Source organism: Sphingomonas sp. SORGH_AS_0950, assembly GCF_030818415.1.
Classification (GTDB): domain Bacteria; phylum Pseudomonadota; class Alphaproteobacteria; order Sphingomonadales; family Sphingomonadaceae; genus Sphingomonas.
The window spans coordinates 1050349-1069245 of sequence record NZ_JAUTAE010000001.1 but is presented as its reverse complement, the minus strand read 5'-3'; the positions used below and the strand labels follow the sequence as shown (position 1 = coordinate 1069245).

The following is an 18897-nucleotide window of genomic DNA, read 5'->3' as shown; positions in this document are numbered from 1 at the left end:
CTTGCCAGCCTGCTGGCTAGCGCAGCTTGGGTGAGGGGTTGAGCGAGCCCAAAGGCTCGCGCGCTCGCTTCGCGAGCGCCTACCCCTCACCCAGCTCCGACTAAGCCTTTGCTTCCGCAAAGGCCAAGTCTGCGCAACCCTCTCCCCTCTGCGAGGGGCGAGGGAGGGAAAGGTATCGCTGAATATTGTTCGGGTGGTGAGGCAGTCAACCTCAGCCGCCGACCTCGCGGCGATCCTGCTCTTCTTCGCCCGCTTCGCCATGATTGCCATAGCCGCCACCGGAGCTGTCGGCCTCGTCCTCGTTCGGCACCTGTTCGGGCGGGGTCTGTTCGGGGTCGTGGATCATCGTCGCTCTCCTTCCCGGCCCCAACGCGCGGGCAAAGCGGGATGATCCTCAGAACAGCTCGCCCTGCGGGCCGCTCGGCGGACGGAACTGGCCGGTGTCGAGCGGCGGCCGGTCGCGATTGAGGCCGTGCAACCGACAGGCGCGGTGGAAGCGGACGCGCAGCAACTCCGCCCAGGGGCCTTGCCCGCGCATCCGGGTGAAGAAATCGGGATCATTGTCGCGTCCCCCGCGCAACGACTGGATGATCGCCATCACCTTGCCCGCGCGCTCGGGGAAATGCGTGTCCAGCCAGGCGCGGAACAGGGGCGCGACCTCGTGCGGCAGGCGGACGGGGATGAAGAAGGCATGGCGCGCCCCCGCCTCGGCGGCGCGGGCGATCAGATGCTCGATCTCGTGATCGGTGATCGCGGGGATGACCGGCGCGATCGAGACATAGGTGGGGATGCCCGCCGCCGCCAGCTTCGCCACCGCCGCCAGCCGCCGCTCGGGCGTCGGCGCGCGGGGCTCGACCGTGCGCGCGACCTTGGCGTCGAGCGAGGTGATCGACACGCACACCGTCGCCAGCCTTCGGGCCGCCATCGGGGCCAGAATGTCGATGTCGCGCACGACGCGGTCCGATTTGGTGGTGATCGCCAGCGGATGGTTCGTCTCCGCCAGCACGCCCAGAATGTCGCGCGTGATCCGCCATTCGCCCTCGATCGGCTGATAGGGGTCGGTGTTGGTGCCCAGCGCGATCGGCGCGACGCGGTAGCCGGGCCTGGCCAGTTCGGCGCGCAGCAATTCGGCAGCGTTCGGCTTGGCGAACAGCCGGCTTTCGAAATCCAGCCCCGGCGACAGGTCGTGATAGGCGTGGCTGGGCCGCGCGAAGCAATAGATGCAGCCATGCTCGCAGCCGCGATAGGGGTTGATCGAGCGGTCGAACGGCACGTCGGGCGAGCTGTTGCGGCTCAGGACCGTACGCGGCCGCTCGACGGTCACGCTGGTCCGCAAGGGGGGCGGGGCGCCATCGACCTGATCCTGCATGTCGAGCCAGTCGCCGTCCGCCATGACCTGCGGCAAGGCGAAACGGGCGCTGGTCGCGTTGACCGTCGCGCCGCGTTGAGTCTGCCTGGCCATATCGCGCTTGCCCATCGCCCGAAACTAGGGCAAGAAATGGAACATAGCAAGAACGAAGGAGTCGGGTCATGGCGCGTCTGGACTATCTCGAACTGCCGGTCGGGGACCGGGCGGCGGCGAAGCGTTTCTATGCCGAGGCGTTCGGCTGGCGCTTCACCGATTTCGGACCGGACTATGCCGCGACCATGAGCGGGGATACCGATGTCGGGCTGGACGCCTCACCCGAAAAGGTGAAGGCGCTGCTGCCCGTCATCCGGGTCGAGGCGCTGGAGGCGACGCTCTCGGCGGTCGAGGCGGCGGGCGGGATGATCGTGGTGCCGATCTTCGCCTTTCCGGGCGGGCGGCGCTTTCATTTTCGCGATGTCGACGGGCATGAGCTGGCCGTGATGCAGGCGGATTGACGCCGGTCAGCGTTCCAGCAGGCGGGGCATCAGCTCGACGAAGTTGCACGGGCGGTGGCGGCTGTCGAGCTGGTCGCGCAGGATGCCGTTCCACGCGTCCTTGACCGCCCCGGTCGATCCGGGCAGCGCGAAGATATAGGTGCCGCGCGCGACGCAGGCGCAGGCGCGCGACTGGATGGTCGAGGTGCCGATCGTCTGGAAGCTGAGCCAGCGGAACAGCTCGCCGAAGCCGGGGATCATCTTGGTCGCGACCTGCTCGACCGCCTCGGGGGTGACGTCGCGCCCCGTGACGCCGGTGCCGCCGGTGGTCAGGATACAGTCGATGCTGGCATCGTCGATCCAGCGGTTCAGCTGGGCGACGATCTGGTCGGTATCGTCACGCAGGATGCTGCGCGCGGCGAGTTCATGCCCCGCCTCGGTCAGCAGTCCCGCCAGCGTGTCGCCCGAGCGGTCCTCCGCCAGCGAGCGGGTGTCGGAGACGGTCAGCACGGCGATGCGGACGGGCAGGAAGGTTCGGGTCGTGTCGATGGGCATGGGGGGTGAACGTCTCTGCGGGGGTTTCGGGGGCGGCTTGGCGGGTGGAGGGGCGTGGCCTTCGACGTCGCTCAGGCGGAACGGAGGGGAGGGACCGGTGGGCGGAAGCGATATTCGGGTTGCGTCATGCCTGGCCTGTCAGGAAAGGGGCGGTGTGATCGACCACGCCAGCGGGGGCGGGGCGACAGTCAGTATTGCGTCTTCTTCCCTCTCCCCTCTGCGAGGGGCGAGGGAAGGAAAGGCATCGCTGAATGTCGAGCGGCCCTAAGACACACCTCCGTCGATCTTTACCGGGTAGAAATGGCGATGGACCTCGCACCTTCCGTTCAGCCTGAGCGAAGTCGAAGGCCAAGCGATACCCTCGGCCCCGACACTCCCGCTCAATTCGCCTAGGGCAGCGCGGTGCTCGACTGCGGGTTCACCGCCGCGTTCAGCGCGATGGTGGTCCGGCGGGGCAGGCTCGCCTGGGCGGTGTTGGGCCGTTGGAGCCGTACCGCACTGGCCCCCGGAAGGCCGGGGAAGCGCGGCCACATCCCCTGGGCCAGCGCGGCGCGGCTGGGCGACTTGGCCTTGCCGGTCTGGCCTTCGTACATCCAGTAATTGCGCAGCACCGTGGTCACGTAACCGCGCGTCTCCCAATAGGGGATGCTCTCGATATAGAGCAGCGGGTCGCCATTGTCGCGGACCAGGCTGTTCCATTCGCCGACCGGCTTGGGGCCGGCATTATAGGCCGCGATCACCTTGGGCAGCAGGCCGCCGGTCACGCCGGTCATGTCGCGCAACCGCTCCAGATGCCGCTGGCCGATATCCATGTTGGTCGACGGCTTGGTCAGCGCCCGAGCGGTCGATCGACACGCCGCGTTCGCGCGCGAAGTCGGTGGCGGCGGCGGGCATGATCTGCATCAGGCCATAGGCGCCCGCCGGACTGACCACCTTGTTGCGAAAGCCGCTTTCCTGAAGCGTGTGCGCATAGACCAGCGCCTTTTCGACCCGCCAGCCGCTGTCGGGCGTCCAGCTGGGCGTCGGATAGCGCGCCTCGGCGGTGGCGGTGACGCCCGCCGGGCAGTTGTGCGCCAGCCACACGGTCGTGGCGGGAAGGTCGAGCGACTCGGCCAGGCGGACGAGGTTGCGGAACTCCTGCGGCTGGCCGATCCGCGCCTGCTGGCGGATGACCTGGTCGGCCAGATCGGTCTCGCCGATCTCGACCAGCGCGGCGGCGACGAGGATGTTGGGGCGGCGGTCGAGCGCGACCCAGTCGGTCGCGACCAGCTGTCCGCGCGGCTCGCGGTCGCCGCGCATCCCCAGCGCCTGGCGCGCGAGCTGGCCATAGAAGCTCTCGCGGAACTGCGAGGCGGAGCGCAGTCGCCCCTCGACCTTGTCGGGACGGCCGCACACCATGTCGGCGCGCGCGGCCCAATAGAGCGCGGCGGCACGCAGGTCGACATCGGTGGCGCGCGCCGCCGTACCCTCGAACGCGGTCTCGGCGGCCTGGCAGTCATTCTGCCGCCACGCCGATAGCGCGGTGGTCCAGCGACCCTGCACCGCCCATTCGCCGGTCCCGTCGGCCGCCTTGGCCGCCATGGTCCGGGCATTGGCGTCGTCGCCCATCAGGAAATAGATCCAGGCGACACGCTGCTGCCACTCGGTCAGCGCCTCGGGCGACAGGCCCTGGGTCGCCTCCAGCAGGGCTTGGGCCGAGGGGCCGTCATCGGCCTTGATGAAGGGCTGCATCCGCACCGCCAGTTCGGCGGCGATCTGGTCGCTCCGCACGCTCTTGGCGCGGACGCGGCGGGGGGCGCCGTCCTGCCAGATCAGGCTGTGCGCCTCGGGCAGCGGGGGAAGGTCCTTCGCGCCGCGCGACCGGGCGAGCCTGGCGAGCTGTTCGGCCTGGGGCAGTTCGGGCGCTTCGTTGAGGAGCGCGACCAGCCGCTCGGCATCGACCCTGGGCGATCCCTTGGCGGTATAGAGTTCGGCGCGGGCGATGGCGTGGAGGGGGCCCGGCTTCAGCGAGTCGAGCTCCAGCTGCGCATCGGTCCAGCGGCTCTCGCGGATCGCGGTGAAGATGCGCGCATAGCCTGCCTTTTGATCGGCATCGAGCAGCGCGGGGATGGCGGGCGGGGCCTTTGGCGAGGCGGTGGCGCGGGCATCCGCCGCGGGTTCTCCCGGCGCGGCGGCGAAGGCGGTGCCGGTTCCGGCCGCCAGCAAAGCCCCGATGGTCGCCGTCCGTGCGATCGCCTGGCCCAGCTTCATGCGCGCATGTCCCCCATGATCCTTTGCAAATCCTTCCAGCTCTCCGCCTTTGCCATCGGCTTTTCGATCAGAAAGCGCGGATGGAAACTGGCGACCGCCTGGCTTTTGCCGCTTTTATGGTCAACGGCATGCGAATGTCCGCGCGCGCTGGTGAGTTCGGTCCCGAGCACGGCACGGCTCGCCGCATTGCCCAGCAGGAGCAGCGAACGCGGCCGGACCAGCCCGATATGATGCAGCGAAATCTCGGCCAGCCGCGCCTCCAGTCCCGCCGGGGTCCGGCCCGCCAGCGGCCGCCGCGCGCAGACCGAGGCGAGATGGACGGTCTCGCGCGACTGGCCGATGGCGGCGAGCATCCGGTCGAACAACCGACCGGCCGCACCTGACAATATCTGTCCCGCTTCGCCGTCGTCGCGGTCGGGACAATCGACCAGCACCATCAGCGGCGCCTCGGCCGGGCCGGTGGCGGTCAGCGAGATGCCGTCCCACGCCGCCTCCGGCGCGGCGTCGGACAGGCGCCAGGCCAGGAAGGCGTCCAGCGTATCGGGCAGCAGCGCGGCCGGGGCGGCGGCGGGCAGGGCGGGGACCAGACCCGGTGCGGGCAGCGGGGCGGGCGCGGGGAAGCCGATCGGCCGCACGGGTTCGGCGGCCATCCAGTCGCGGGGTTCGTCCTCGACCAGCAGGTCGACGCCCGCGTCATGCCACCAGTCGAGCACGCTGGCCGCCTGTGCGCTGTCGAACGGTGCGCTGTCGAACGTCGGAAAAGCCCCCATATGGGATTAGCCCATGCTGCAAGGTTGACGTGCGCGTCAATCTGTCGGATCGGCTGTCAGGACAAGATGTTTCCCGTCCGCGCCCGGACGAGCCCGATCCACGGGACGCTACGGCAGCGGTACGGACCAGATGCGAGGATGCCATGAGCGAACGCGAATCGATGCCCTATGACGTGGTGATCGTCGGCGCCGGGCCAGCGGGCCTGTCGGCCGCGATCCGCCTGAAGCAGCTGGCGACGCAAGGCGGCGCCGAGCTGTCGGTCTGCGTGCTGGAAAAAGGCTCGGAGGTCGGCGCGCACATCCTGTCGGGCGCGGTGATCGACCCGATCGCGCTCGACGAGTTGCTGCCCGACTGGCGCGACGATGGTTGTCCGCTCGCCGAGGTGCCGGTGACCGAGAACCATCACTGGATCCTGACCGCGGGCAAGCATCGCAACGTGCCGCACGCGCTGGTCCCGCCCTTCATGCACAACAAGGGCACCTATACGGGCAGCCTCGGCAATCTGTGCCGCTGGCTGGCGGGCAAGGCCGAGGAACTGGGCGTCGAGATCTTCCCCGGTTTCGCCGCCGCCGAAATCCTGTTCCATGAGGATGGCCGGGTGAAGGGCGTGGCGACCGGCGACATGGGCGTGGCGCGCGACGGCACCCACAAGCCCGATTACCAGCCGGGCCTGGAGCTCCACGCCAAATACACCTTCTTCGCCGAGGGCGTACGCGGGCATCTGTCCAAGGAGATCATCCGCCAGTTCGACCTAGCGCGCGACAGCGATCCGCAAATCTATGGTCTGGGCATCAAGGAATTGTGGGACATCGATCCCGCCAAGCATGTGCCGGGCCGCGTCATCCATACCCAGGGCTGGCCGCTGGGCGATGACGCCAATGGCGGCGGCTTCATCTACCACCAGGCGGGGGGACAGGTCGCGATCGGCTTCGTGACGTGGCTGAACTATTCCAACCCGTACATCTCCCCGTTCCAGGAGATGCAGAAGTGGAAGACCCATCCGGTCATCGCCGAGCTGCTGAAGGGCGGCAAGCGCGTCTCTTACGGCGCGCGCGCGATCAATGACGGCGGGCTTCAGGCGATCCCCAAGCTGACCTTCCCCGGCGGCGTGCTGGTCGGTTGTTCGGCGGGTTTCCTCAACGTGCCGCGGATCAAGGGCACGCACGGCGCGATGAAGTCGGCGATGCTGGCCGCCGAGGCGGCGTTCGCGGCGGTCCAGGCGGGGCGCGAGGGCGACGAGCTGACCGACTATCCCGAGGCATTCCGCGCCTCCTGGCTCTACAAGGAGCTGGCGGGCGTCCGCAACGTCGTGCCGCTGGTCAAGAAATATGGCGATTTCGTCGGCAGCGGGCTTGCCAACGTCACCATGTGGTCGGAGCATTTCGGGCTGAAAATGCCCTTCACCATGAAGCACAAGCCCGATCACGAGACGCTGTGGCGCAAGGATCAGGTGAAGAAGCCCGACTATCCCAAGCCCGATGGCGTGCTGACCTTCGATCGCCTCTCCTCGGTGTTCCTGTCGAACACCAACCATGAGGAGGATCAGCCGGTCCATCTGACGCTCAAGGATGCGAGCGTGCCGATCGCGCACAACCTGCCGCTGTTCGACGAGCCCGCGCAACGCTACTGCCCGGCGGGTGTTTATGAGGTGGTGGGCGTGGACGAGGGCGATCCGAAATTCGTGATCAACGCCCAGAACTGCGTCCACTGCAAGACGTGCGACATCAAGGACCCGACCCAGAATATCAACTGGGTCGTACCCGAAGGCGGCGGAGGACCCAATTATCCCAATATGTAAGCGTCGGCTGATCTCCCTCCTATCGGCGACGGTCCTGGCCTCCGCCGCCTGGACGGCGCCCGTGGCGGCGGCGGTTCGTGCCACGCCCGAGCCGCTCTCCGCCTATCTCGCCGCCCGCGTCGCGGCGGCCGAGGGGCGTGCGGCCGAGGCGGCGGGCGATTATGCGACCGCGCTGGCGGGGTGGCCCGACGATCCGGCGGTGGCGGTGCGCGCCTATCGCGAGGCGATGATCAGCGGCGACGAGGCGCTGGCGCTGCGCGCCGCGCGCGTCATGCAGGCCGAGAAGGTCGCGCCGATCGACGTGACGCTGCTCGACCTGGCGATCGCGGCGCGCAAGGGCGATCGCGCGGGTTCTGACGCCGCGATCGCAGGGATCGCCGGTGGGCCGCTCAAGATTCTGTCGCCGGTGCTCAAGGCCTGGGCGGCCTGGGATCGCCGACAGCCCGTCGAACCCGCGCTCGACAGCGCGGGCAAGGAGCCGGTCGCGCGGCGGCTGGCCGAGGAGCATCGGCTGCTGCTGGCGCTGGCGGCGAGGAAGATGGATGATTCCTCGGTCCGGCTGCTGCTGGAGGCGATGCGCCCGCCCGCCGATACCCGGATCGCCGCCGCCGCGCTGATGGCGGGCCATGGCGACGAGGCCGATGCGCGCCGCCTGATGACCGATCCGCTGGTCGATGCCGGTCGCAAGGCGCTGGGCGTCAAGCCGGACCTGGGCTTCGGCGTGTCGCAACTGTTCGTCCGCGTCGGTGCCGAGCTGGCGAGCGACGGCCCGCGCCCGCTGGTCATCGCGCTCGCGCGCACCGCGCTGATCGCCGATCCGGGCAATGATCGGGCACGGCTGTTGCTGGCCGAGGCATTGTCGAAGGACGAGGCATGGGACGCCGCCATCGCCGCGCTGGCGGGGGTGGACCCGCGCCGCGCCTTTGCCCACCGTGCGGCGGTGGTGCGGGTCGGGCTGCTCGGGGCGGCCGGGCGGATGGGCGAGGCGCTGATGCTGGCGCGCGGGCTGGCGACCGCGAAGAATGCGACGGTCGACGACTGGCAGGTCTATGCCGACCAGCTGATCGCCGCCCAGCAACCCGCCGAGGCGGTGCCCTGGTACGAACGGGTGACCCGCGCCGATCCGCCGCTGCCCTGGGCGGCCTGGCTGCAATATGGCGGCGCGCTGGATCAGGCGGGGCGGCGCGAGGAGGCCGATGCAGCGCTCGCCCGTGCGGTGGCGCTGGCGCCGGACGAGCCGCTGGCGCTCAATTATCTGGGCTATGCGCGGGTCGAGCGGGGGCAGGATGTCGCGGGCTCGCTGGCCATGCTGGAGCGGGCGAGCAAGCTGGCGCCCGACAATGGCTCGATCACCGATTCGCTGGGCTGGGCCTATTTCCGGGCGGGGCAGCCCGGCCGCGCGCTGCCGCTGATCGAGCGTGCCGCCATGGCCGAGCCCGCCAATGCAGAGATCAACGATCATCTGGGCGACATCTATTGGTCGCTGGGGCGGCATTATGAGGCGCGCTATGCCTGGCGCGCGGCGGCGCTGACCGCCGACGAGAGCGAACGGGCGCGGATCACGCCCAAGCTGTCGCGCTGATCGCTCTTGCTGGCGGGCGCGGGGCGTCGCATGGGGCGGGGATGACCGCCATCGTCGAGACCGCGCCCGCCAAGATCAATCTGGCCCTTCACGTCCGGGCGCGCCGGGCGGACGGCTATCACGAGCTGGAGACGCTGTTCGCCTTTTGCCGCGACGGTGACGTCGTGACGGTCGCACCCGCCGCCGCGACCGGCCTGACGCTGACCGGGCCGTTCGCCGACCGTCTGGCGGGCGAGGCGCAGCAGGACAATTTGGTCATGCGCGCCGCGCAGGGCTTCGGCGCGCGGTTCGGGGTGGCGCAGCATCACGCGATCACGCTCGACAAGCATCTGCCGGTCGCCTCGGGCATCGGTGGCGGGTCGGCGGATGCGGCGGCGACGCTGCGCGCGCTGGCGCGGCTGCATGGCGTGGCGCCCGACCATCCCGAATTGTTCGCGCTGGCGGGCGAGCTGGGCGCGGACGTGCCCGCCTGTCTGCTCGGCCGGACCGCATGGGGCCGGGGCAAGGGGGATGCGCTGCAACCGCTACCGCCGCTGGGCGATGTGCCGGTGCTGCTGGTCAATCCGGGCGTCGGCGTGTCGACGGCGGCGGTGTTCGGCCGCTGGGACGGCATGGATCGCGGCGGACTGGGAGAGGGCGAGGTGATGGCGGTCGCGGCGGCGGGGCGGAACGATCTGGAACCCCCGGCGCGCGCGCTGGCCCCAGCGATCGACGCGGTGCTGGCCTTTCTGGGTCAGGCGCCCGGCGTCGGGCTGTCGCGCATGTCGGGATCGGGGGCGACCTGTTTCGCGATCTTCGACACCGTCGCGGACCGGGATGCGGCGGCGACCCAGGCGCGCGACCAGGGCTGGTGGGCGCTGCCGACTTTTTTGACCTGATATTTGTTCCCATCTTGTTCCTGTGGAACAAAGTGCATACATTGCAGATGCGTTGAATGGACCACGCGCTTGGTCTAGCGAAGGAAGCATCTGATGGCCGCCAATCTGAAAGTGATCGAAACAGGCATGGCAACCGCAAACGCAGACCGTCAAAAGGCGCTCGACGCCGCGCTCGCTCAGATCGACCGGGCGTTCGGCAAGGGCTCGGCGATGAAGCTGGGGCAGAAGGAGACGATGCAGGTCGAGGCGATCTCGACCGGCTCGCTGGGGCTCGACATCGCGCTGGGCGTGGGCGGCTTGCCGCGCGGTCGCGTGATCGAGGTCTATGGCCCCGAATCTTCGGGCAAGACTACGCTGGCGCTGCACGTCATCGCCGAGGCGCAGAAGATGGGCGGCACCGCCGCCTTCGTCGACGCCGAACACGCGCTCGACCCGGTCTATGCCAAGAAGCTGGGCGTCAATATCGACGAACTGATCGTGTCGCAGCCGGATACCGGCGAGCAGGCGCTGGAGATCACCGACACGCTGGTCCGCTCGAACGCGATCGACGTGCTGGTGGTCGACTCGGTCGCCGCGCTCGTCCCGCGCGCCGAGATCGAGGGCGAGATGGGCGACAGCCATGTCGGCCTTCAGGCCCGCCTGATGTCGCAGTCGCTGCGCAAGCTGACCGGATCGATCAGCCGTTCGCGCTGCATGGTGATCTTCATCAACCAGCTGCGCATGAAGATCGGCGTGATGTACGGCAACCCGGAGACGACGACGGGCGGCAATGCACTGAAATTCTATGCCTCGGTCCGGCTCGACATCCGTCGCACCGGCCAGATCAAGGACCGTGAGGACATCACCGGCAACGCGACCCGCGTGAAGGTGGTGAAGAACAAAGTCGCCCCGCCGTTCAAGCAGGTCGAATTCGACATCATGTATGGCGAAGGCATCTCGAAGATCGGCGAGATCCTCGATCTGGGCGTCAAGGCCGGGCTGGTCGAGAAGTCGGGCAGCTGGTTCTCCTACGACTCGGTCCGTATCGGGCAGGGGCGTGAGAACGCCAAGAATTACCTGCGCGAGAATCCCGACATGGCCGACCGCCTGGAACGCGCGATCCGCCAGCGGACCGAGCAGGTGGCCGAGGACATGATGACCGGCCCCGACGCGGACGACGATCTGTAAGAGGGACCAGCGGCCCGCCGGAGACGGCGGGCCGTTTTGCTTTGGGGGACGATAGGGGGGCGATGACCAGCGGACTGGATTGGAGCGGCCGGGTCGGCGATGTCTGGGCCGAGCAATGGCGTCGCACCGAACGCAGCTTCACCCATCTGACGGCGCATCTCGACGCCGCCATCGCCGCCGTCGCGCCCCGGCGGGGGCGGGCGCTGGACATAGGCTGCGGCGTCGGGTCGACCGGCCTGGCGCTCCGGGCGGCGCGTCCCGAGCTGGAGGTCGTCGGGGTCGACCTGTCGCCGGAAATGCTGGCCCTGGCAGGGACGCGGGCGGCGGACGTGGAGGGCCGGGGCGGGGCGCTCCGTTTCGTCTGCGGCGACGCGGTGTCGGTCGCCGCGTCGGAGGGGCCGTTCGACCTTTTCGTCTCGCGTCACGGCGTGATGTTCTTTCCCGATCCCGTCGCGGCGTTCACGAGCTTGCGGGCGGCCGCGTCGCCGGGGGCGGCGCTGGTCTTTTCCTGCTTCGACGAGCGGGCGCGCAACGGATTTGCGACGCTGGCGGACGAGGCGGTCGGCCATTCGCCCGCGCCTGTCGCCGGTTACGAACCGGGGCCCTTCGCCTTTGCCGATTCGCATCGGGTGGGGGCATGGCTGGAACAGGCCGGATGGGCGCTGGAGGCCGCCGCGCGGGTCGATTTCGAATATGTCGTCGGGCAGGGCGCGACGCCGGTCGAGGATGCGGTCGATTTCCTGTCCCGCATCGGCCCGGCGGCGCGCGCGATGGCGGCCGCCGCCCCGGACGAGCGGGCGCGGATCGCGGCGGCGTTGCGCGAGGGGCTGTCCCATCACCGGACCGGCGATCAGGTGGCCCTGCCGGCCTCCGCCTGGATCTGGCGGGTAAGGGCGGGAGCGGCCTGAGCCATCGGTCCATGGCCGCATTCCGGCAGCCTTTGGGCCTTGGGGTCGGTCTGGCGCGTTACCCCGCCCGCATCATGGGGAACAGGCATGACGATCATCGTCCATCATCTCGAAAATTCGCGGTCGCAACGCATCCTGTGGATGCTGGAGGAACTCGACCTGCCCTATGCGGTGAAACGCTATCGGCGCGACCGCAAGACGATGCTCGCCCCGCGCGAACTGCGTGCGGTGCATCCGCTCGGCAAATCGCCGGTGATCGAGGATGACGGCATGGTGATCGCCGAGACGGGGGCGATCATCGAATATCTGGTCGGCAAGGCCGATGGCCGCCTGGGCCCGCCCGCGCACCGCGACGCGGTGCAACGCTGGCGCTTCTGGCTGCATTATGCCGAGGGCTCGCTGATGCCGCCCCTGTTCGTCCTGCTCGTTCTCAGCCGCATTCCCGTGCTGGGCAAGGCGGCGATCAAGCGGTTCATGCCGATGATCGACCGGCATCTCGACTATGTCGAAAGCGAGCTGACCCATTCGCCCTGGTTCGCGGGCGACCAGTTCACCGCAGCGGACATCATCATGAGCTTCCCGCTCGAGGCGGCGCGGTCGCGGGCGGGGCTGGACGAAAGCCGCCCCGCGACGATCGCCTGGCTGGAACGCATCCACGCCCGCCCCGCCTATCAGGTCGCGCTCGCCAAGGGTGGCCCCTATGCCTATGCCTGAGAGGGACGATCCCGCTCGGCCATAGGGGGCAGGGCCGCCCCCGGATGGCGGGCGAGGGGGATCAATGCCCCCCGATCTGCCGGAAGCTGTCGGGGGCGGGCTGGGCCGGATGTCCCGACGGCGCGTGGAGCGACTCGACATCGACCGGCTCGGGCGCGTCGAGCGGCCCCTCCCACTTCGCGATGACCGCGCTGGCCACCGCATTGCCGATCACATTGGTCGCCGACCGGCCCATGTCGAGGAAATGGTCGACCGCCAGGATCAGCAACAGCCCCGCCTCGGGAATGTGGAACATCGGCATCGTCGCCGCGATCACCACCAGCGAGGCGCGCGGCACGCCCGCAATCCCCTTCGACGTGACCATCAGGACCAGCAGCATGGTGATCTGCTGCCCGATCGAAAGGTCGATGCCGTAAGCCTGGGCGATGAACAACGACGCGAACGTCATGTACATCATCGACCCGTCGAGGTTGAACGAATAGCCCAGCGGCAGCACGAAGCTGGCGATGCGCGGCGGCACGCCGAACCGGTCCAGCCCCTCCAGGATGCGCGGATAGGCGGCCTCGGACGAGGCGGTCGAAAAGGCCAGGATCAACGGCGCGCGGATATGCGACAGAAGCTCGCGGATGCGCCCACCGATGAACAGCGTCGCGACGGCGATCAGCACCACCCAGAGCAGCAGCAGCCCGAGATAGAAGCTGCCCATGAACACCGCGAGATTGCCGATGACCCCCGGCCCCCGCTCGGTCAGCGTGCCCGCGACCGCGCCGAACACGGCCAGCGGCGCCAGGCGCATGACATAATCGGTCACCTGCAACATGACCGCGACCAGCGCATCGACCGCGCGGACCAGCGGCGCGGCGCGTTCGCCGACCGCGGTGATCGCCACGCCCAGGAACAGCGATCCGATGACGATCTGCAACACCTCGTTGGTCGCCATCGCCTCGACCAGCGAGGCGGGGACCAGATGGGTGACGAATTTTTGGAGGTCGAACCCGGTCTTCACCACCCCGCTATCGGCGGTGACGGCGGGCAGCGGCAGGTTCAGGCCGACGCCCGGATGCAGCAGGTTGACCAGGATCATGCCCAGGCTGAGCGAGACCAGGCTGGCCGAGATGAACCAGGCGAGCGAGCGAAAACCGATCCGCCCCAATGCCTTGGTATCACCCATCTGCGCGATGCCGGAAACCAGGGTGGCGAAGACGAGTGGTGCAATGATCATCTTGATCAGCCGCAGGAACAGGCCGGTGACGATCGCGAAATAGCCGGCGATCGTCTTCAACTCGGCGGCCGCCGCGGCGCTGCCGTCGTCGAGCGACAGGTTGAGCGCCAGTCCGACGACGAGCCCGAGAACCAGCCCGATGAAGATGTACAAGGTCAGCCGCTTGGCCATGCATACCCCAATATAGATTACGCGCGCGAGCCAAGGGCATTGCGGCGCTCAGGTCAAGAATTCTATCGTCGCGGTCATGCAGACCCCGATGTCCCGCCGCGCCGTGCTCGCCGCCGCCGCCCTGCCGCTCCTCGTCCGCCCCGGCCTCTTGCGCGCGGCCGAACCCGATCTGGCGGGGCTGTCCGACATGACCGGTGGCGCGGTGCCGATCGGCGCGCAGGAGCGGGCCCGGCGGCTGTCCCGCGCGCAGGCGCTGATGAAGGCGAACGGCATCGGCGCGATCCTGATCGAGCCGGGATCGTCCATGGTCTATTTCACCGGCGTCCAATGGTGGCGCAGCGAGCGGCTGACCGCCGCGATCCTGCCGGTCGAGGGCGAGCCGTGCATCGTCACCCCGTTCTTCGAGGAACCCTCGGTCCGCGAGACGCTGGCGGTGCCCGCCGAGATACGGGTGTGGCAGGAGGACCAGAACCCGCTCGCCATCGTTGCGGGCTTCCTGCACGACCGCAAGCTGGATGGCCGTCCGGTGGGGATCGAGGAAACGGCGCGCTTCTTCGCCTTTGACGGGCTGCGACGGGTGTTGCCGGGGGCGCGGCTCGTCTCGGCCAATCCGGTCGTGCGCGGGTGCCGGATGATCAAGGCTCCCGCCGAGATCGCGCTGATGCAACTCGCGACCGATGTGACGATGGCGGCCTATCGCTGGCTCCACCCGCGCGTCGAGGCGGGGATGACCGGCGCGGAGATCGGCGCGCTGATGAGCGCCGCGACGCGCAAGCTGGGCGGCAGTCCGGAGTTCAGCATGGCGTTGATCGGCGAAGCCTCCGCCTATCCGCATGGCAGCCGCCAGGTGCACGGGGTGGCGCAGGGGCAGGTCGTGCTGATGGACTGCGGTTGCACGGTGCAGGGCTATCAGTCCGATGTCTCGCGAAGCTGGGTCCATGGCGCGGCGACCGCCGAGCAGCGCAAGGTCTGGGACCTGGTCGCCAGGGGGCAGCAGGTGGCGCGGGCGGCGGCGCGGATCGGCGCCCCGGCGGGCAGCATCGACGATGCGGTGCGGCGGTTCTACGAGGGGCAGGGCTTCGGCCCCGGCTATCGCCTGCCCGGCCTGTCGCACCGGACGGGGCACGGCATCGGCATGGACGGGCACGAGCCGGTCAATCTGGTGCATGGCGAGGCGACGCCGCTGGCGCCCGGCATGTGCTTTTCCAACGAACCCGGCCTGTATCTGCCCGGCAAGTTCGGCATCCGGATCGAGGATTGCTTCCACATGACGGAAAGCGGGCCGGTCTGGTTCTCGACGCCGCCCACCTCGCTCGATGCACCGATCGGATGATCGCCGAACTGGACGCGCGCGGCTATGCCCTTTGGCCGTCGCGACTGGATCGGGGCGAGCTTGCCGAACTGGCCCGGCTTTTCGGTGACTGGCCCGAGGGGCGCCCGGGACAGCGGATCGATCCCGCGCGGATCGCGCGTCTCGGGGGTGCTCGGCGGCTCTGTGCCGCCATGGTGCCGGTGATCGGCCAGGGCGTGCGGCCGGTTCGCGCGATCCTGTTCGACAAGCAGGACGGCGGGAACTGGGCGCTGGGCTGGCATCAGGATCGCACGATCGAAGTGGTGGAGCGGCGAGAGGTTCCGGGCTTCGGGCCGTGGACGGTCAAGCAGGGTCGGGTCCATGTCGCGCCGCCGATGTCGCTGTTGGAGCGGATGGTGACGGTGCGCTTTCATCTCGATCCGGTCGATGCGGACAATGCGCCGCTGCTGGTCGCGCCGGGGTCCCACCGGCTGGGCCTGATCGCGGAGGATGCCATATCCGGCGTGGTCGACCGATTGGGTGACGATGCCTGTCTGGCCGGGGCAGGCTCGGTGTGGCTGTACCGTACGCCGATCCTTCACGCGTCCGCGCGGTCGGCACCGGGGCGGCATCGACGGGTGCTGCAGATCGATCTGTCGGCGGAGAGCTTGCCCGGCGGCCTGTCCTGGAGCACGGATGGCGAAGGGAGGGCATGATGAACGCCGATGTGATCGTCGCATTGCTGGTCGGGTTCGCCAACGGCCTTCTGGGCACCGCCATTTTCTGCGCCTTTGCCCATTGGCTGCTCGGCCGAGTGTTCGCTGTGGCCGATCCGCGATGGCCCGCCTTTCTGTTCGTCCTGGGCCTGACGCTGGGGCGGTTCGAGGATGCGGCGGACATGGCGGGGCATCCGGCGGGGCGGCTGGTCGGGGATATGCTGGGTTTCGCTCTGATCTGGTATCTGTGGTGGCGTCGTCCGGCGGTCCGGGCCGATGCGATGGAACGCCCCTGACGCGCGGGCGCTTGAGCGCGCGCGAAACCTCGCCTAAGTCGCGTGCATGACCTCGACCAACGACATCCGCCGCGGCTTTCTCGACTATTTCGGAAGCGAAGGGCACCAGATCGTGCCTTCCGCACCGCTCGTGCCGCAGAACGACCCGACGCTGATGTTCGTGAATGCGGGCATGGTGCCGTTCAAGAACGTGTTCACCGGCCTGGAATCGCGCCCCTATTCGACCGCGACCAGCTCGCAGAAATGCGTGCGCGCCGGGGGCAAGCATAACGATCTGGACAATGTCGGCTATACCGCGCGGCATCACACCTTCTTTGAAATGCTGGGCAATTTCTCGTTCGGCGACTATTTCAAGGAACAGGCGATCACCCATGCCTGGACCCTGCTGACCAAGGTCTGGGGCATTCCGGCCGAAAAGCTGACCGCCACCGTCTATCACACCGATGACGAGGCGTTCGACCTGTGGAAGAAGATTGCGGGGCTCCCCGATCACAAGATCATCCGCATCCCGACCAAGGACAATTTCTGGGCGATGGGCGAGAATGGGCCGTGCGGTCCGTGCTCCGAAATCTTCTACGATCACGGTGGCCATATCTATGGCGGCCCTCCCGGCAGCCCGGAAGAGGATGGCGACCGATTCGTCGAGATCTGGAACCTGGTCTTCATGCAGTTCGAGCAGGAAGCCAATGAGATCGTCGGCGAGCTGCCCAAGAAGTCGATCGACACCGGCATGGGGCTGGAGCGGATCGCCGCCGTGCTTCAGGGCGTGCACGACAATTACGACACCGACACGTTCAAGGCGCTGATCGCCGCGTCGTGCGAACTGACCCATACCAAGGCCGAGGACGGTCAGAAGGCGTCGCACCGCGTGATCGCCGACCATCTGCGCTCGGCCGGTTTCCTGGTCGCCGACGGCGTGCTGCCCGCCAATGAGGGGCGTGGTTACGTGCTCCGCCGGATCATGCGCCGCGCGATGCGGCACGCGCATCTGCTGGGCGCCAAGGAGCCTTTGATGCACCGGCTGGTCCCGGCGCTGGTGTCGGAGATGGGCGCGGCCTATCCCGAGCTGGTCCGCGCGCAGCCGCTGATCGAGGCGACGCTCCGTCAGGAGGAGACCCGCTTCCGTCAGACGCTGGATAAGGGCCTCAAGCTGCTCGATGAAGCGACCGCGGGCATGGCGCCCGGCGCGACGCTGGCGGGTGAGACGGCGTTCAAGCTCTATGACACCTATGGCTTCCCCTATGACCTGACCGAGGACGCGCTGCGTGCGCAGAATCTGTCGGTCGACCGCGCGGGCTTCGACGCCGCCATGGCCGAGCAGAAGCGCGCCGCGCGCGCCGCCTGGAAGGGCTCGGGCGCGAAGGCGTCGGACGATGTGTGGTTCGACATCGCCGAAGAGACGGGCTCGACCGAGTTCCTCGGCTACGCCTCCGACACCGGCGAGGGCGAAGTGCTGGCGCTGGTCAAGGACGGCGCGCGGGTCGACAGCGCTGGCGCTGGCGAGAGCGTCGCGATCATCGTCAACCAGACGCCTTTCTATGGCGAGAGCGGCGGCCAGGTCGGCGATACCGGCACCATCTCCAGCGATGCCGGGCTGAAGGCGGTGGTTACCGACACCTCGAAACAGCTCGGCCGCGTCTTCGTCCACAATGCCGAAATCCAGGAAGGCGGGATCAAGGTCGGCGACAGCGTGAAGCTGGCGATCGACACCACCCGCCGCGCCGCGATCCGCGCCAACCACTCGGCGACGCATTTGCTGCACGAGGCGCTGCGCCAGCGGCTGGGCACCCATGTCGCGCAGAAGGGCTCGATGGTCGCGCCCGAGCGCCTGCGCTTCGATTTCTCGCAGCCGGTCGGCATGACCGCCGACGACATTGCCGAGGTCGAGGCACGCGTGAACGAACAGGTGCGCGGCAACGGCCCCGTCGTCACCCGGCTGATGACGCCCGACGAGGCGATCGAAATGGGCGCGATGGCCCTGTTCGGCGAGAAGTACGGCGAGGAGGTGCGCGTCGTGTCGATGGGCGAGGATGCCGACGGCACCTACAGCCTCGAACTCTGCGGCGGCACGCATGTCGGTGCGCTGGGCGAGATCGGCGTGTTCAAGATCGTGTCCGAAGGCGCGGTGTCGAGCGGCGTGCGCCGGGTCGAGGCGCTGACCGGCGAGGGCGCGCGCGCCTATCTCGGCCACCGCGATGATATGCTGAAGGCCGCCGCCGCGACGCTGAAGACCACGCCCGACGAGGTGCCCGCTCGCATTGCCGCGCTGGTCGAGGATCGCCGTCGCCTGGAGCGCGAACTCGCCGAGGCCAAGAAGGCGCTGGCGATGGGCGGCGGGGCCGGAGGGGCTGCCGCCGGACCCGAGCAGATCGGTGATGTCGCGTTCATCGGCCAGGTGCTCGACGGCTTCGAGGCGAAGGGGCTGCGCGGCGCGGTGGACGATGCCAAGCAGCGGCTGGGCGGATCGGGCGTCGCGGTGATGGTCGCGATCAATGACGGCCGCGCCTCGGTGGCAGTCGGCGTGACCGACGACCTGACGAGCAAGCACAATGCGGTCGAGCTGCTGCGCAAGGCGGTGGCGGCGCTGGGCGGGCAGGGCGGCGGCGGCCGTCCCGACATGGCGCAGGGCGGCGGACCGGACGGCACCAAGGGCGCCGAGGCGGTTCAGGCGGTACGGGACGCGCTGGCCGGTTGAAACTAGCCAAAGGGGGGGCAGGTCGATGCGAGGAACGGTTC

The 18897-nt window shown here is 68.8% G+C and carries 16 protein-coding genes and 1 pseudogene; 11 read left to right on the top strand and 6 right to left on the bottom strand.

Going from position 1 to position 18897, the window contains the following annotated elements; translation table 11 throughout:
• Window positions 1–211: 211 nt before the first annotated feature.
• Together QE385_RS04425 and QE385_RS04420 are read right to left on the bottom strand one after the other, a co-directional pair.
• On the bottom strand, window positions 212–346 hold the full coding sequence (locus tag QE385_RS04425; protein WP_307099469.1) for a hypothetical protein: 135 nt from the start codon (window positions 344–346) through the stop codon (window positions 212–214).
• Window positions 347–394: 48 nt separating this feature from the next.
• A complete protein-coding gene (locus QE385_RS04420) occupies window positions 395–1462 on the bottom strand; it encodes a PA0069 family radical SAM protein (protein WP_307099467.1) in 1068 nt (355 codons plus the stop codon).
• A gap of 68 nt (window positions 1463–1530) precedes the next feature.
• Between QE385_RS04420 and QE385_RS04415 the strand changes: the two genes are divergently transcribed.
• Window positions 1531–1863 carry a VOC family protein gene (locus QE385_RS04415; protein WP_307099465.1) on the top strand — a complete coding sequence of 111 codons (333 nt, stop codon included), beginning with the start codon at window positions 1531–1533 and terminating at the stop codon, window positions 1861–1863.
• Window positions 1864–1869: 6 nt separating this feature from the next.
• On the opposite strand, the gene moaB is transcribed toward QE385_RS04415, so the two are convergent.
• The 3 genes and pseudogenes from moaB to QE385_RS04400 form a co-directional block, all read right to left on the bottom strand.
• The gene (gene moaB, locus QE385_RS04410) at window positions 1870–2397 is read right to left on the bottom strand and encodes a molybdenum cofactor biosynthesis protein B (protein ID WP_307099463.1); all 528 of its coding nucleotides are present in this window, start codon (window positions 2395–2397) and stop codon (window positions 1870–1872) included.
• Between the two features lie 389 nt (window positions 2398–2786).
• Window positions 2787–4647, bottom strand: a pseudogene (locus tag QE385_RS04405) (lytic transglycosylase domain-containing protein).
• Window positions 4644–5417: a uracil-DNA glycosylase gene (locus QE385_RS04400; protein ID WP_307099461.1), complete on the bottom strand. Its 774-nt coding sequence runs from the start codon at window positions 5415–5417 to the stop codon at window positions 4644–4646. Before QE385_RS04400 ends, QE385_RS04405 begins: the two are co-directional and overlap by 4 nt.
• Before the next feature lie 143 nt (window positions 5418–5560).
• Here QE385_RS04400 and QE385_RS04395 point away from each other — a divergent pair, with 143 nt between their 5' ends.
• The 6 genes from QE385_RS04395 (at window position 5561) to QE385_RS04370 (ending at window position 12465) form a co-directional block, all read left to right on the top strand.
• Window positions 5561–7216 (top strand): electron transfer flavoprotein-ubiquinone oxidoreductase, encoded by a 1656-nt coding sequence (locus QE385_RS04395; protein WP_307099459.1) that lies wholly within the window; start codon window positions 5561–5563, stop codon window positions 7214–7216.
• Between the two features lie 61 nt (window positions 7217–7277).
• Window positions 7278–8798, top strand: a complete 1521-nt coding sequence (locus QE385_RS04390; RefSeq protein WP_307099457.1) for a tetratricopeptide repeat protein — start codon at window positions 7278–7280, stop codon at window positions 8796–8798.
• A 41-nt stretch (window positions 8799–8839) separates the two neighbouring features.
• Window positions 8840–9676 (top strand): 4-(cytidine 5'-diphospho)-2-C-methyl-D-erythritol kinase, encoded by an 837-nt coding sequence (locus tag QE385_RS04385; protein WP_307099455.1) that lies wholly within the window; start codon window positions 8840–8842, stop codon window positions 9674–9676.
• A 93-nt stretch (window positions 9677–9769) separates the two neighbouring features.
• Window positions 9770–10843 carry a recombinase RecA gene (gene recA, locus QE385_RS04380; RefSeq protein ID WP_307099453.1) on the top strand — a complete coding sequence of 358 codons (1074 nt, stop codon included), beginning with the start codon at window positions 9770–9772 and terminating at the stop codon, window positions 10841–10843.
• Between the two features lie 62 nt (window positions 10844–10905).
• Window positions 10906–11751 carry a bifunctional 2-polyprenyl-6-hydroxyphenol methylase/3-demethylubiquinol 3-O-methyltransferase UbiG gene (locus QE385_RS04375; RefSeq protein WP_307099451.1) on the top strand — a complete coding sequence of 282 codons (846 nt, stop codon included), beginning with the start codon at window positions 10906–10908 and terminating at the stop codon, window positions 11749–11751.
• A gap of 87 nt (window positions 11752–11838) precedes the next feature.
• A complete protein-coding gene (locus QE385_RS04370) occupies window positions 11839–12465 on the top strand; it encodes a glutathione S-transferase family protein (protein WP_307099449.1) in 627 nt (208 codons plus the stop codon).
• Between the two features lie 61 nt (window positions 12466–12526).
• Here QE385_RS04370 and QE385_RS04365 read toward each other — a convergent pair whose 3' ends face one another.
• On the bottom strand, window positions 12527–13858 hold the full coding sequence (locus QE385_RS04365; RefSeq protein ID WP_307099447.1) for a dicarboxylate/amino acid:cation symporter: 1332 nt from the start codon (window positions 13856–13858) through the stop codon (window positions 12527–12529).
• Between the two features lie 88 nt (window positions 13859–13946).
• Here QE385_RS04365 and QE385_RS04360 point away from each other — a divergent pair, with 88 nt between their 5' ends.
• From QE385_RS04360 to alaS, 4 genes are read left to right on the top strand one after another with little or no spacing between them, the layout of a single operon-like run.
• Window positions 13947–15191: a Xaa-Pro peptidase family protein gene (locus QE385_RS04360; RefSeq protein ID WP_307099445.1), complete on the top strand. Its 1245-nt coding sequence runs from the start codon at window positions 13947–13949 to the stop codon at window positions 15189–15191.
• Window positions 15188–15865: a phytanoyl-CoA dioxygenase family protein gene (locus QE385_RS04355; protein WP_307099443.1), complete on the top strand. Its 678-nt coding sequence runs from the start codon at window positions 15188–15190 to the stop codon at window positions 15863–15865. Before QE385_RS04360 ends, QE385_RS04355 begins: the two co-directional genes overlap by 4 nt.
• Complete coding sequence (locus tag QE385_RS04350) at window positions 15865–16161, top strand: hypothetical protein (protein WP_307099441.1); 297 nt, start codon at window positions 15865–15867, stop codon at window positions 16159–16161. The genes QE385_RS04355 and QE385_RS04350 overlap by 1 nt, the downstream gene beginning before the upstream one ends.
• A gap of 46 nt (window positions 16162–16207) precedes the next feature.
• Window positions 16208–18856: an alanine--tRNA ligase gene (alaS, locus tag QE385_RS04345; RefSeq protein ID WP_307099439.1), complete on the top strand. Its 2649-nt coding sequence runs from the start codon at window positions 16208–16210 to the stop codon at window positions 18854–18856.
• Window positions 18857–18897 lie beyond the last annotated feature (41 nt).